This is a genomic window from Dickeya sp. ws52 (genome assembly GCF_007210685.1).
Classification (GTDB): Bacteria; Pseudomonadota; Gammaproteobacteria; order Enterobacterales; family Enterobacteriaceae; genus Dickeya; species Dickeya chrysanthemi.
Genome location: NZ_SZVX01000001.1, coordinates 301,855 through 316,609, shown reverse-complemented (window position 1 = coordinate 316,609; position 14,755 = coordinate 301,855). Strand labels below are relative to the sequence as shown.

General features: G+C 52.9%; 9 protein-coding genes and 3 pseudogenes. 9 read left to right on the top strand and 3 right to left on the bottom strand.

Translation table 11 applies throughout. The features are described 5' to 3' along the window. Positions 1-3 precede the first annotated feature (3 nt). Together cydD and trxB are read right to left on the bottom strand one after the other, a co-directional pair. Positions 4-1,773: a cysteine/glutathione ABC transporter permease/ATP-binding protein CydD gene (gene cydD / locus FDP13_RS01410; protein ID WP_143838306.1), complete on the bottom strand. Its 1,770-nt coding sequence runs from the start codon at positions 1,771-1,773 to the stop codon at positions 4-6. A gap of 231 nt (positions 1,774-2,004) precedes the next feature. Next, complete coding sequence (gene trxB, locus FDP13_RS01405) at positions 2,005-2,961, bottom strand: thioredoxin-disulfide reductase (RefSeq protein WP_012770066.1); 957 nt, start codon at positions 2,959-2,961, stop codon at positions 2,005-2,007. Between the two features lie 501 nt (positions 2,962-3,462). On the opposite strand from trxB, the gene lrp reads away from it, so the two are divergent. The 6 genes and pseudogenes from lrp to FDP13_RS01380 all read left to right on the top strand — a co-directional run bounded on the left by lrp (position 3,463) and on the right by FDP13_RS01380 (position 10,233). Next, positions 3,463-3,957 carry a leucine-responsive transcriptional regulator Lrp gene (gene lrp / locus FDP13_RS01400; protein WP_010277211.1) on the top strand — a complete coding sequence of 165 codons (495 nt, stop codon included), beginning with the start codon at positions 3,463-3,465 and terminating at the stop codon, positions 3,955-3,957. A 192-nt stretch (positions 3,958-4,149) separates the two neighbouring features. Then, positions 4,150-4,587: pseudogene (locus tag FDP13_RS21945) on the top strand (DNA translocase FtsK 4TM domain-containing protein); the annotation flags it as partial. A 420-nt stretch (positions 4,588-5,007) separates the two neighbouring features. Next, positions 5,008-7,683, top strand: a pseudogene (locus tag FDP13_RS01395) (DNA translocase FtsK); the annotation flags it as partial. A 178-nt stretch (positions 7,684-7,861) separates the two neighbouring features. After that, complete coding sequence (lolA, locus tag FDP13_RS01390) at positions 7,862-8,476, top strand: outer membrane lipoprotein chaperone LolA (protein WP_012770064.1); 615 nt, start codon at positions 7,862-7,864, stop codon at positions 8,474-8,476. Between the two features lie 7 nt (positions 8,477-8,483). After that, the gene (locus FDP13_RS01385; protein ID WP_143838304.1) at positions 8,484-8,936 is read left to right on the top strand and encodes an AAA family ATPase; all 453 of its coding nucleotides are present in this window, start codon (positions 8,484-8,486) and stop codon (positions 8,934-8,936) included. Further along, complete coding sequence (locus FDP13_RS01380) at positions 8,929-10,233, top strand: replication-associated recombination protein A (protein ID WP_012770062.1); 1,305 nt, start codon at positions 8,929-8,931, stop codon at positions 10,231-10,233. The genes FDP13_RS01385 and FDP13_RS01380 overlap by 8 nt, the downstream gene beginning before the upstream one ends. A gap of 436 nt (positions 10,234-10,669) precedes the next feature. Here FDP13_RS01380 and FDP13_RS01375 read toward each other — a convergent pair whose 3' ends face one another. Continuing rightward, complete coding sequence (locus FDP13_RS01375; protein ID WP_234424358.1) at positions 10,670-12,031, bottom strand: alkyl/aryl-sulfatase; 1,362 nt, start codon at positions 12,029-12,031, stop codon at positions 10,670-10,672. Positions 12,032-12,244: 213 nt separating this feature from the next. Here FDP13_RS01375 and FDP13_RS01370 point away from each other — a divergent pair. The 3 genes and pseudogenes from FDP13_RS01370 to dmsD form a co-directional block, all read left to right on the top strand. Beyond that, positions 12,245-12,441, top strand: a pseudogene (locus tag FDP13_RS01370) (recombination factor protein RarA); the annotation flags it as partial. Between the two features lie 109 nt (positions 12,442-12,550). Continuing rightward, entirely contained in the window at positions 12,551-13,846 is a 1,296-nt protein-coding gene (gene serS / locus FDP13_RS01365) for a serine--tRNA ligase (RefSeq protein ID WP_143838302.1), read from the top strand. Positions 13,847-14,132: 286 nt separating this feature from the next. Beyond that, positions 14,133-14,747, top strand: a complete 615-nt coding sequence (gene dmsD / locus FDP13_RS01360) for a Tat proofreading chaperone DmsD (protein ID WP_033575624.1) — start codon at positions 14,133-14,135, stop codon at positions 14,745-14,747. Positions 14,748-14,755: the final 8 nt, after the last annotated feature.

Below are 14,755 nucleotides of genomic sequence, written 5' to 3'. Positions count from 1 at the left end.
ATCTTATAGCTCTCCCCGGCGTTGTGTCAGGAGGGCGGCGAACGGCCCATCGACCTGACTCAGGGTAAGATAGTCGCCTTGCTGGACCAACTGACCGTCGGCCATCACCCAGATGGCGTCATAGTCCCGAATTTCGTTTAACTGATGCGTGACCAACAAGGTGGTCTGAGCCTGTGAGGCTTCGCTCAACGCACTCATCACCCGTTGCTCGCTGTGGGCGTCAAGGCTGGCGGAGGGTTCATCCAGCAGCAGCAAACGACATGGGTGCAACAGCGCACGCGCTACTGCAACCCGCTGAGCCTGACCGACAGACAAACGTGCCGCACCGTCGCCTAACTGTGTATCCAGACCTTGCGGCAATTGCGGCAGAAACTCGTGGACGTAAGCGCGTTCAAGCGCCTGTTGCAGTATCGGGTCGCTGGCCTGCGGACGACCTAGCAATACATTCTGTCGCAGCGTGGCTTCCGGAAGATGAGGGTTTTGCCCCACCCAACTAAGATGCTGTCGCCAGGACATCGGTGACAGGGCGCGCAACTCCTCGCCGTTGACGGTTAGCGAACCACGATAAGGCAGAAAACCGAGCAGCACATTGAGCAGAGAGCTTTTTCCGGCGCCGCTGGGCCCGACCAGTGCAACGCGTTGCCCGGCCTCCAGCCTGAAGGTCAATGGCCCGGCCAGTGCTTTGCCTTCGGGGGATAAGATAATGAGTTCATCGGCAATAATCGTGATGGGTGCATCGCTTTGGAATGGGCGAGTCGCGTCGCCGTTTTCCTCGTTTGCGGACGCCGTCATAAAGCGGTGTAGCGCTTCGGCCGCGCCGATGGCCTGCGCTTTGGCATGATAAAATGTGCCGAGATCACGCAGCGGCTGAAAGAATTCCGGCGCCAGAATCAACACCAGAAAACCCGCAAACAGCGTTACGCCGGTGCCGTAACTACCGAAGTGTAATTCGCCAAGGTAGGAGAAACCGAAGTAGACGGCAACCACGGCAATTGAAATCGAGGCGAAAAATTCCAGCACGCCGGAAGAAAGAAACGCCATACGCAGCACTTCCATCGTTCGGCTGCGAAATTGCTCCGAGGCCTGGCGGATTTTGTCGGTCTCGGCATCGCCGCGATGAAACAGGCGTAGGGTATCCAGGCCGCGTAGCCGGTCAAGGAAGTTACCGCTCAATCTGGCTAATGCCTGAAAATTTCGTCGGTTAGCATCGGCAGCGCCCATACCGACCATCGCCATAAACAGCGGAATCAGCGGCGCTGTAGCGAACAAGATCAATCCAGCCGCCCAGTTCACCGGAAAGACGATAATCAGTATCAACACGGGGATGATGGCCGCCAGATACATCTGTGGCAGATAGCGGGCATAGTAATCGTGCATATCGTCAACTTGTTCCAGAATCAACGTCGCCCAACTGCCGGCCGGTTTTCCCTGAATCCAGGCCGGCCCGAGTTGTTGCAGTCGGTCCAACACCTGGCGGCGAATATGCTGGCGAATCGTCTGACCGCAGCGGAAACCGACTTGCTCCCGTATCCAACTCACGATTGCGCGCAACAGGAATGTCGCCGCCAGTAGCAGAAACAGGGTGATGAGTTGGGTTCTCGGCGTGTGGACGATAATCAGTGCGTGCAGTAATGAAGCCAATAACCATGCCTGCGCCATAATCAACAGGCCGCTAACCATGCCCAGCATTAGCGATAGTCGTAACCAGCGGTGTGCCAGGCGGCTTTGTTGTTTCAGCCAGTTGATCAGTTGTCGTTGTCGGGTATCTTTCATCAGGTGCCGATCGCTTCCAGTTGCTACATAAAAATAACGCTTACATAACCGTTACTTAACAAGATTGTACCGGTAATGGCCGTGATGGCGCCATGTTACCTCGGTAGCGGGGTTGTGCAAACGAAAAGCAGAGGCGGAGAAGGGGCGGCGATCAATTTTTGTATCGCGGGAAAAGAATAAAAAAACCCGGGCGCGATCACGACCGGGTTGAGATTGGCACTCATTCGGCGGTTACCCGGCGAGTGCGTCCAGATAACGTTCGGCGTCCAGCGCCGCCATACAACCGGTGCCGGCAGAGGTGATGGCCTGGCGATAGATATGATCCATCACATCACCGGCAGCGAACACGCCGGGAATACTGGTTTGCGTCGCGTTGCCGTGAATACCGGATTGCACCTTGATATAGCCGTTTTCCAGCGCTAGCTGATCACCAAAAATGGCGGTGTTCGGGCTATGGCCGATAGCGATAAAGACCCCGGCGACATCCAGTTGTTCGGTGGCATCGCCAGCCGCTTCGCGCAGGCGTACGCCGGTAACGCCCATCTCGTCGCCCACGACTTCATCCAACGTACGATTGGTGTGCAGCACGATATTGCCGCTGCTGACTTTCGCCATCAGGCGGTCGATCAGAATTTTTTCTGCACGGAAGCTATCACGGCGGTGAATCAGATGCACCTCAGCGGCAATATTGGACAGGTATAACGCTTCTTCGACGGCGGTGTTGCCGCCTCCGACGACCGCCACTTTCTGGTTGCGATAGAAAAAGCCGTCACAGGTGGCGCAGGCGGAGACGCCTTTCCCTTTGAACGCGTCTTCAGACGGCAGCCCGAGATAACGGGCGGATGCGCCGGTGGCGATGATTAAAGCGTCGCAAGTGTATTCATCGCTGTCGCCGAACAGGCGGAACGGGCGGGTTTGCAGGTCGACGCGGGTGATATGATCAAAAACGATTTCGGTATTGAACTTGGCGGCATGGGCGTGCATACGTTCCATAAGCAGCGGGCCCGTCAAGTCATCCGGGTCGCCGGGCCAGTTTTCTACTTCGGTGGTGGTGGTCAACTGACCGCCTTTTTCCATCCCGGTGATCAGCAGTGGATTTAGGTTTGCCCGTGCAGCATAGACCGCGGCGGTATAGCCTGCCGGGCCTGAACCCAGAATTAATAGTTTACGATGTTTAGCTGTGCTCATGAGTTCCTCATTTCACTCGAACGGACGATGTATCCGATTGTAAGGAAATTACTTGCGTAAAAAAAGTGTGGAAAAATGTTGTTGGCTATTGGTTCAATCGTTACGAAATATTATGGAGAAACGATAAATGCTCTGATGGGCCTTCAGCGGTGAGTGAAAACGTCGTCCGGATGGGGCGTTGGCGCCGAATCTGGCACTTTCTTCTGATTTTAATTGTTTTACTTTGACAATCGGCTGTGCTTTTGCGAAAACATCCTTGGAAGAGGAAATATTTTGTATGTGAATAGTTGAATGCTCCGGCTTTTATGCGTTTAGGTCGATATCAGCGACAATCTGCCTGCTGATCGGTAATCGGTATTTTGCAACGTTGCCGGAAACGCAGTCGGAACAAGGGATGCGCACATTACAAAAGGCAGGGGTCTTCTTTAGGGGTGGCTCTGGTACATTGAGATTGGTCAGAGACAGCGTTTAAACAGGGAAGGGTGAAGAGAGACAATAATAATGGTAGACACGAAGAAACGTCCGGGAAAAGATCTTGATCGTATCGATCGCAATATCCTGAACGAATTGCAAAAAGACGGGCGTATCTCCAATGTGGAGCTTTCCAAGCGGGTCGGTCTTTCGCCAACCCCGTGTCTGGAGCGCGTTCGTCGTCTGGAACGACAAGGGTTTATTAATGGCTATACCGCACTGCTGAATCCGCATTATCTGGATGCGTCACTGTTGGTGTTCGTTGAGATTACTCTTAATCGCGGCGCGCCGGATGTGTTTGAACAGTTCAATGCAGCCGTGCAGAAGCTTGAGGAAATTCAGGAGTGTCATTTGGTTTCCGGTGATTTTGACTATCTGCTCAAAACCCGCGTACCGGATATGTCGGCATACCGTAAGTTGCTGGGTGAAACGCTGTTGCGTCTGCCAGGCGTAAACGATACCCGTACCTATGTGGTGATGGAAGAAGTGAAGCAAAGCAACCGACTGGTCATCAAGACCCGTTGACGGTAAGGGTGCATAACCCGATAAATTCAGCTACACTCCTGTGAATCTGTACAGTATGGCGCCGGGTAATGCTCGGCGTTTTATCATGAAACATTTACAGGGAACCTGGAGAGACGCTTGAGCCAGGAATATACAGAAGATAAAGACGTCGCACTGAAAAAACTCAGTGCGGGTCGACGTTTACTGGAAGCGATGTTAATCGTGGTAGTGCTTTTTGCCATTTATCTGGCGGTAGCGCTACTGAGTTTTAGCCCTTCGGACCCCAGTTGGTCACAGACTGCCTGGCACGAACCGATTCACAATCTGGGGGGCGGGGTTGGCGCCTGGCTGGCGGATACCCTGTTTTTCGTCTTTGGCGTACTGGCGTATGCCATTCCTGTGGTGATGGTATCGCTGTGCTGGGTGATTTATCAACAGCGCGGTCAGCGCGCCACGCCGGATTATTTTACCCTTTCTCTGCGCCTGATTGGCACCTTGGCCCTGATCCTGACCTCTTGCGGGTTAGCAGCGCTCAACGTAGACGATATTTACTATTTTGCCTCCGGCGGCGTGCTGGGCAGTTTGCTCAGCAGCTCGATGATCCCGCGTTTCAATAACATCGGCGCGACGATGATCCTGCTGTGTGTTTGGGCTGCCGGATTAACGCTGTTTACCGGTTGGTCCTGGTTGACGATTGCAGAAAAGATCGGTGCCGGCGTGATGGCATGTCTGACGCTGTTTTCCGGCCGTCGTCGTGACGAAGACTACCTGTACGATGACGATGATATCGATGATCAACCGGCAGAAGCAAAACCTGCATCATCCCGTAAAGACACGTCCAATGCCGAGCGCGCCGATGATGCAGAGCATAGCCATAAAGACGAGAGCGTTATGTCGTCGGCAACGGCGATTGATGACGATGACGTACTGTTTTCCGCACCAGCGGTAACCGCGCCGTCGTCAACGGCGGCTACTGCGCCGACGGTATCGACGCTTGTTGATGCGCCGATATCCGATGTCGCAGAGACGCTCGATATCGCGAATAATCGTGTCTTGACGTCGAGGGCGACGACTGACGGTGAACCGGTGTTAAAACCGCATCCTGAACCGATCGTGACGCCGCCGTTGCCAGAACGGGCATATTCCGTTGCTCCTATAGTCGCGTCAGTCGCGTCCGAAATGCCCCGGCATGTTGAGGTGCCGCTCGTCGCGCCAACGTCGTTATCTGTGTCAACGCCGGGGGAGGGGATAGCGCCATCGTCTCTAAGCCCGTCAGCGTTGCCGTCGGAACCGATGCCTGATTGGCAACCGCTGAGTGCGCAGGTTGACGATCGTATCGCCCGACCAACAGCAACAGCGGCGGTCGTTTCACTGCCGGCGGCAACAACGGAAGCAGAACCGAAAAAAGCGGTGCCGTTCATGCCTGCGTTTACTGCGGATGAAGAGAATAACCCGCAAGTCAAACGCGGCATGGGGCCGGAATTGCCGCGACCGAACCCGGTGCGCATTCCCACCCGTCGCGAGCTGGCATCGTATGGCATCAAACTGCCTTCGCAGCGGTTGGCTGAACAGCAGGCTCGCGAAGCAGAGCAACGTGCTCAGGCCGCCGATGCCGATCGGCCGGCCGATGACGTTGCCATGGCACCGGATACGGCCGTGTCGGCGACGTCGATAAGCGATGCGGTCATGTCTACCGAGGAAACCTATCAACATCCTGTCGAGCCGATATCTACCGACGTGTCTGACGACGTGCAGGATGCGCTGGCACAAGAAGCCGCGTTACGCCAAGCCTTTGCCGAGCAGCAACGCGAACGCTACGGTGAAACCTATCCTGACCATGAAGAGGCGGAAGATGCCTTGCTGCAGGCACAACTGGCGCGCGATTTTGCCGCCATGCAGCGCTCTCGCTACGGCGAGGAGCAGGAAGTGGATGCCCCCACGGCGTTTACTGCCGAGCCCGTCAAGGCGGGGTCGGTGGCTACAGACAACCGATTAACCGGAGTAACGCCGCAAGCCGAGGCGCCGCTGGAGAGCGTTTTTGCCATTTCGCCGTTTGCCGATCTGGTTGATGATGGCCCGTCAGAGCCGTTATTTACGCTTCCGCCGCAGGCGTCATTGGCGGATACGCCGCCGGCCGTGCCGGTAAGTGTATCGCCGGTTGCGGCGTCGGCCGAACCTGCCGTGGCAGAGTCTTCGCCGTCGATTATGGACAGCCTGATCCACCCGTTCCTGATGCGTAATGATCAACCGCTGCAGAAACCGACCACGCCATTGCCGTCGCTGGATCTGCTAACGCCGCCATCCATGAATGATGCGCCGGTTGATCGGGACGCGCTGGACGATATGGCGCGACTGATTGAAACCCGACTGGCGGATTATCGCGTCAAGGCCTCGGTGGTGGATTATCATCCAGGGCCGGTGATCACCCGCTTTGAACTGGATTTGGCACCGGGCGTCAAGGCAGCCCGTATCTCCAATTTGGCTCGTGATCTGGCGCGTTCGCTATCGGTGGTCGCGGTGCGTATTGTTGAGGTTATCCCCGGCAAACCCTATGTCGGCCTTGAGCTGCCGAATCGCCATCGCCAAACGGTTTTCCTGCGAGAAGTGCTGGATTGCGACCGGTTCCGCGATAACGCTTCGCCGCTTGCCGTGGTGCTGGGGAAAGATATTTCCGGCCAACCGGTGGTGGCGGATCTGGCGAAAATGCCGCATTTACTGGTGGCGGGTACTACCGGCTCCGGGAAGTCGGTCGGTGTTAACGCCATGATCATCAGCATGTTGTATAAAGCAACGCCTGCAGACGTGCGCTTTATCATGATTGACCCGAAAATGCTGGAGTTGTCGGTATATGAAGGCATTCCGCATCTGCTGACTGAAGTCGTCACCGACATGAAAGATGCCGCCAATGCGTTGCGCTGGTGCGTCGGTGAGATGGAGCGCCGTTATAAGCTGATGTCGGCGCTGGGAGTACGTAATCTCAGTGGTTATAACGAACGGGTGTTACAGGCTGAATCGATGGGCCGCCCCATCCCGGACCCGTTCTGGAAACCTGGCGACAGTATGGATACTCAACCGCCCGTGCTGGAAAAACTACCCTACATCGTAGTGATGGTGGATGAGTTTGCCGACCTGATGATGGCGGTGGGTAAAAAAGTAGAAGAGCTGATCGCGCGCTTGGCCCAGAAGGCGCGAGCCGCCGGCATACATTTGGTTTTGGCGACGCAGCGCCCGTCGGTTGATGTTATTACCGGTTTGATCAAGGCCAATATCCCGACGCGCATCGCGTTTACGGTATCGAGCAAGATTGATTCCCGCACTATTCTCGATCAGGGCGGTGCAGAGTCGTTACTGGGGATGGGCGATATGCTGTACATGGCGCCTAACTCTTCGATTCCGGTGCGTGTTCATGGCGCATTCGTGCGTGATCAGGAAGTTCATGCCGTGGTGCAGGATTGGAAGGCGCGAGGACGCCCTGAGTATATCGACAGTATCATCAGCGGTGATGACGATGGTGAAGGCGGTAGCCTGGGTTTTGACGGAGACGAAGATCTGGATCCGTTGTTTGATCAGGCAGTGGCCTTTGTCGTGGAAAAACGTCGTGCTTCGATTTCCGGGGTACAGCGCCAGTTCCGCATTGGCTATAACCGCGCCGCCCGTATTGTTGAGCAGATGGAGATGCAGGGGATTGTCAGCAGTCCCGGCCATAATGGTAACCGTGAGGTGCTGGCACCACCACCGATGGAATAACTATTGGTGGTGATGTTTCGTCCTGCAAAGAAGCGTAAATGTGGTAGATAACAGATAATTCGCCTGTCATGCCGTGCCCGGCTGGGCTACAGTAGCGTCCGCTTGATAGGCGCGTCCAACAAGATGCGGCCTCTGTGGAGGCGGTGGTGACGGTAAGAACACGCAAAGGATTTTTTGTATGATAAAAATAGGGTTGATAACGGGGTGTTTGCTCACCAGTTTGGTATCCGGTGCGGTTTATGCCGATGCCGCCGGCGATTTGCAAAGTCGCCTGAGCAAGGTGAACAGCTTCCATGCCGGCTTCACGCAGAAAGTCACGACCAATGACGGTGCTGCGGTGCAGGAAGGGGCGGGAGAATTGTGGGTGAAACGCCCGAATCTGTTCAACTGGAAAACCACATCGCCGGATGAAAGCACGCTGGTGTCTGATGGTAAAACCTTATGGTTTTACAATCCTTTCGTGGAACAGGTCACGGCAACTTGGGTAAAAGATGCCACCGGCAATACGCCGTTTATTTTGATCACCCGTAATGACCCGAAAGACTGGGGTAAATATAACGTGAGCCAGAAAGGGGATGATTTTGATCTAACGCCCCGTGCAGCCAATGGCAATCTGAAGCGTTTTTCTATCAATGTAACCAGCGATGGTACGATTCATGGATTTACCGCCACTGAACAAGATGGGCAGCGCAGCGCCTATACGCTGAAAAATCAGCAAAATGGTGAGATAGATGCCGCGAAGTTTCGTTTTACCCCGCCGAAAGGCGTCGCGGTAGACGACCAGCGTCAGTGAGGCGTATGTGAGCAACCTGTCACTCGATTTTTCCAGTAATCAGTTCCAGCCGCTGGCAGCGCGGATGCGGCTGGTCAGGCTGGCACAGTTTATTTGCCGGCAATACCTGCCGGTACCGGGTAAGCCGTTGCCGTGTACCATTGAGGCCGGGCAACGCCACTCCATGATTATGGGGTGGCCGCCGGGAACGGGAAAGACGACGTTGACTGAGTTGGTCAGGTATTATGGTCACACTGATATGGAGCGCCTCTCTGCGGTGACTTCCGGTATCAAAGAAATTCGCGAAGCGATTGAACGTGCGCGCCGGAACCGCGGTGCGGTGCGTCGTAGCATTCTGTTTGTGGGTGAAGTACATCGTTGTAGCAAAGCCATCAATCACTACTTAAAACAACGATTTATAAAGCAGGTTGTGCAACTTTTTGTGCTTCCTCATTGTTCAATGGGGGTGAAGCATGGCTGATTTGTTCGCACAAGAGCCGGTTGCACCACTGCCCGAAGCACTCAGACCACGAACCTTGGATGAGGTTATTGGTCAGTCACATCTTCTGGGGGAAGGTAAGCCGCTGCGCTTGGCTTTTCAGTCTGGTAAGCCTCATTCGATGATTTTTTGGGGACCACCTGGTGTGGGTAAAACCACGCTGGCAAGATTGACTGCCAACTATTTTGACTGTGAGTTCATTGCACTGTCTGCGGTTTTCTCTGGTGTTAAAGACATCAGAGCGGCCATGGAACAAGCTCAACAGAATCTTGACAGAGGCAAGAAGACAATTCTGTTTGTAGATGAAATTCACAGATTCAATAAGTCTCAACAAGATGCTCTTCTTCCTTATGCAGAAAGTGGCTTGGTCACTTTCATAGGTGCAACGACTGAGAACCCATCGTTTGAGGTCAATTCTGCTTTGCTGTCCAGGGCTCAGGTGTATGTGCTGAAGTCTTTGACGGAAGATGAACTGAAGCAATTGTTGAAGAGGGTTCAAAAACAGGTTCTTGGGCACTTAACGTTCGAAGACTTGGCTGTAGATACCATCATTGGTTATGCAGATGGTGATGCCAGAAGATTCTTGAGCCTGCTGGAGCAATGTGCAACGGCTGCCGGCGCTGCTGGGATTCAGGTGATTAATGCCGAATTCATTGGCAATGCTCTTACCCTGAATTCAAGGCGGTTCGATAAGGGTGGCGATAATTTCTATGACCAGATTTCAGCACTTCATAAATCGGTTAGAGGTTCCAATCCTGATGCTGCTTTGTATTGGCTGACACGGATGTTGGATGGTGGTGCCGATCCAAGATATCTATCCAGAAGAATCATCCGTATGGCTTGGGAAGACATTGGGTTAGCCGATCCAAGAGCCATGCAGATAGCCAATGATGCAGCAACGACGTTTGAAAGGTTGGGAAGTCCTGAAGGGGAATTGGCACTTGGGCAGGCTGTGATTTATCTGGCGATTGCTGCAAAGAGCAATGCTGGATATATGGCATACAACCAAGCCAGAGCCTTTGTAAAGCAGGACAAGAGTAGAGAAGTTCCTGTTCACCTTCGGAATGCACCAACGAAGTTGATGAAGGAACTGGGCTATGGGCATGAATACCGATATGCGCATGATGAACCCAATGCCTATGCCGCTGGTGAAACTTACCTGCCTGATGGAATAGACGAACCAGGCTGGTATCAGCCAGTGCCAAGAGGTTTAGAAATCAAGATTGCTGAAAAACTCGCCCTCCTGCGCAAGTGGGATGAAAAGGCAGGCAAGAAATAAAAAGCACCAATGGTTATGTGGAGTAAAACCACACACAATTGCACGTGAGTGGGTAACTGCAATCCACTCGTCATGATGAATTTCAAATAAATCGCTCAGACTTCGGTCTGGATGATTTATTTGAAGTTCTGCCCCGAGGCTCCGTTTCAAATATTGTGTCGCTGATTAGATTGACCTAAGTCGGCCCTGTGCAAAGCACAATTGGGCGACGGGGTTACGTCGTGCCGTTATGTTGCTCTCCGCGCCCATCGCTTTGGGGATTTCTACGATAACGCCAACGGTATCAGTCCAAACGGCATTCATCGTGTGACCAAATACCACTTCGTGCCATACGTGTTCTTGCCAAAAAAAACGCCGCTCCCAAGTTCAGGAGCGGCGTTTTTAGTCCCAATTATGCGTAGTCATGCACATAATTTATATTTCCACACTGCTCAAGTTACTTTGAGTTATTGCGTAGCGTGTTTTTCAGGTTGTTGGCGACAGTGAGGTAGTAGTTGCGTGCAGTAGCATTCATTTGCTGCTCTCCCAATGCACGAAGTGCGCGTATTTTGACATCAATGGCGGGCTTATCGTTTTTGTCTAGTGCTAACAGATAGTCCGCTTGTTCTGCTGCCCACTGAAATTCTTGGTTTTTCAGTGCTGATGTAGCAGTTTTTAGCATTTCTTCACGGCCACCCGCTAATGCAACAATCTTACCTGCTCTCTCCTTATCAGACAGCGGGAATATTCGTGTCGGATTGCCGTCAAACCAGCCGGCATTTTGGCTGTAAATGCCGCGTACTGACCATGCAACAGTTCCGTAGAACTCCTGCAAATAAGGGTGTTTCGCAAGCTTTTCTGGAAGTTTAACCTCTTCGACCAACTCATCAGGCGTTTTGCCTTTGGCTATGCCGTCCATGGTTTTCTCATAAACAAATTTTATGCCGTCACGATAAGCGGTAAGGGCATCATTGGCGTCTGAGCTATTCAGAATTACACCCATATGGCCTGGCACTATGTATTTGGGGTTTAGCGCGATGAGCTTATCAAGACTTACAACCCACTTGTCCACGGGGCGAGTAGGCAAACCACGTAGAGGGGCAATGTTAGGAAAGGTCTTCAGGAGAATATCGCCGGCAATAAGTACTTTGCGCTCAGGCAACCAGACGGAAATGTTTTCATCCGCTTCTCCTGGGGTATGGATCAATTGCAGTGCGACACCGGAAATCCTGAGGCTCTTTTCATCCCCATCGAAAGTACTATTGGGTGGAATATAGCCTACTCGTGTGTGAGGTGTAACTCTTCCATACTCAAGTTGAGTACCCGCATTGATGAAGTCCTCGTCGGGTAATTGCGTGCCGAATGCATCGCCACCGTCGCGCCGACCGCGCCCCGTGTCTGCCTTGGCTGTGGTGAGAAGCTTATGACTGTAGATATCAGGGCTACCTTTGCCCACAAACGCACTCGTGCCGCCAGTGTGGTCAGGGTGATTGTGTGTATAGATGATGGCTTTTACAGGCTGTTTCAGCCGGCTGCCAAATGCCGCCAGAATATTTTGTGCATCAACAGGGTTGGCGGAGGTGTCAATAATGATTGAACCATCTTCACCCTGAATCAACGTCACGTTGCTTGCCGAATAACCTACTGCGGTATACACCCCGTCAGTAACTTCAATGACACGCTTCTGGAATTCCTTTGAATGTGCCGTCAATTTTTCTCGGCCGGCCAGTCCATCGTCTGCATTTGCCCATTGAGTCATACTAAGAATAGATACCGTAGCTGCTACCACACCAATCCTAAACATAGCAAAATTTCTCATTTCATTACCTTTTGTCGCTCGCAAAATAAGTTTGCTGCCTAGGGTAATGATACATAACCCGTTATTGCTGAGTAGATTGAAAATTGGAAGACAGCCTCTCGAAAACGAGAGGCTGAGCTTGTTGGTGACGAGCTTGTTTAGTGACGAAATAGGTTGCTCGCGATGATCCGTGCCGGAAACTACGTTACTCTGGCAATGCGAATGACTTTACCCCGTCTAATGAAAGAGATGGGATTGGAAGCGCGCATGATGAAGCCAGCGCTTACGCTGCCGGTGAAGTGTGTTTACCGCCTGAAATGGCAGAAACACATTACTATCGGCCGGCTTTGCGCGGTTTAGAGGTCAGGATTGGCGAAAAGCTGGCCTGGCTCGCTGCTCAGGATCAAAATAGCCCGACAAAACGCTACCGCTGGCATTCACGTTGCGGTAAGGTTATTCCGAGGTTTTCTGCTGCACGGTACTGCTATTAGTACCCTGTAATTATCGATATCCCCTTAATAATACAAGCACAGGACTAGCATGCTCGATCCCAATTTACTGCGTAATGAGCTAGACGCAGTTGCCGAAAAATTACTGGCTCGCCGAAATTTTAAACTGGATGTAGAAGCGCTGCGCAATCTGGAAGAACGCCGTAAAGTGCTTCAGGTGGAAACGGAAAGTTTACAGGCAGAACGTAACTCGCGATCGAAAGAGATTGGGGCGGCTAAATCGCGTGGGGAAGACATTGAACCGCTGCGCAGTGCTGTAAACGAATTGGGTGAGAAACTGGATGCCGCTAAGGCTGAATTACAGCAAGTGCAAAATGATATCGAAACCATTGCACTGACTATTCCCAATATGCCTGATGATTGTGTGCCGCTGGGTAAAGACGATACAGAAAATCAGGAGGTTATGCGTTGGGGAGAGCCGCGTCAGTTTGATTTCCCGGTGCGTGACCACGTAGACCTGGGTGAATTGACCGGTGGCCTGAGCATGGCGCTTGGGGTAAAGCTGACCGGGGCGCGTTTCTCGGTGATGAAAGGTCAGGTGGCCCGCTTACACCGTGCGTTGGCGCAGTTCATGCTGGATCTGCATACCGGCGAGCATGGTTATCAGGAGGCTTACGTGCCTTATCTGGTGAATCACAATACCCTGTACGGCACCGGGCAATTGCCGAAATTTGGTGAAGATCTGTTCCATACCAAGCCGTTGAGCGAAGAATCGGAAACCAGTAATTACGCGTTGATCCCGACGGCGGAAGTGCCGCTGACCAACCTGGTGCGGGACGAAATCCTCGATGAGGATGCACTGCCGATAAAACTGACCGCGCATACGCCGTGCTTCCGCTCTGAAGCAGGCTCTTACGGTCGTGATACCCGTGGCCTGATCCGTGTTCATCAGTTCGACAAAGTTGAAATGGTGCAGATTGTTCGACCGGAAGAGTCGATGCAGGCACTGGAAGAGTTAACGGGCCATGCCGAAAAAGTCTTGCAGTTGTTGAAATTACCGTATCGTAAGGTACTGCTGTGCAGTGGTGATATGGGATTTGGTTCCTGCAAAACCTACGATCTGGAAGTGTGGTTGCCGGCGCAGAATACCTATCGTGAAATCTCGTCTTGCTCTAACTGTGGGGATTTTCAGGCTCGCCGTATGCTGGCACGTTGCCGCAGCAAGAGCGATAAGAAAACCCGACTGGTGCATACACTGAACGGGTCTGGTCTGGCGGTGGGGCGTGCACTGGTTGCCGTGTTGGAAAACTACCAGCAAGCCGATGGCCGGATCGAAGTCCCTGAGGTGCTGCGACCATACATGAACGGTTTGCAGTTTATCGGCTAAGCCTCTTCGCAAGAACGACGCCTTTCATCAAGCGCCCTGTGGGGCGCTTTTTTTATCGTTGAAAAATCACACATTCGCTATTGCGGTGAGGTGTGGAATTGTCTGATTCCTGCCTGATATCGGTCTTGATAAGAGGATTCGGACATCCTCTTATGGAGCACTGAAGCATTGGGTTCTAAGTTTTTGTCAGTTGCACTGACCAATGCCACTTTGACAAAGAGAAGGCAAATGTCAGCAAGATGAGAACAAGGAGATAACTCCTGCGAACAGAACCAACGAGGTGATTATGCCACAACATATTGTCAGCCTGACAGGGCGGCTACTGGGGGCTTTGCTCTATTACGCACCCGATGATGAACAGAATGCGAGGTTAATCGAACGGCTGCGACAGTCGGCATGGCAACGGACATGGCCTTGCGGCAAGCGGAACGAGATCGTCATGGCGGCCCGGCAGATCCAACTGGGCTTGCAACCCGGTTACGATGAACGGGTATCACTCGCCTGGCGGCGATTTCTCCGTGGTGATGAGGGCATTCCCGCGCCGCCTTGGGGGTCGGTATACCTTGATCGGCACAATGTTTTGTTTGGTGATTCGACACTGGCGCTACGGCGTTGGTTGCGTGATCTGGGCATTGAACCACGGTGCGATCGTCATGAGCCCGAGGATCATATCGGTCTGATGTTGATGCTGGCTGCCTGGTGTGCGGAAAACCAACCGGACAGCCTGCCGGAGCTGCTGAGCGAACATTTACTGCCTTGGGCGATGCGCTATTTGGATTTGCTGGAGCATCACTGCCGTCATCCGTTTTATCAGGGGGTTGCGCGGTTAACCCGTATCACATTGCGGGATTGGCAAACGCGTTTCCAAGTGATTCAGAAAGAAAAAGCGTTGTTCTATTAGCCAGCCTT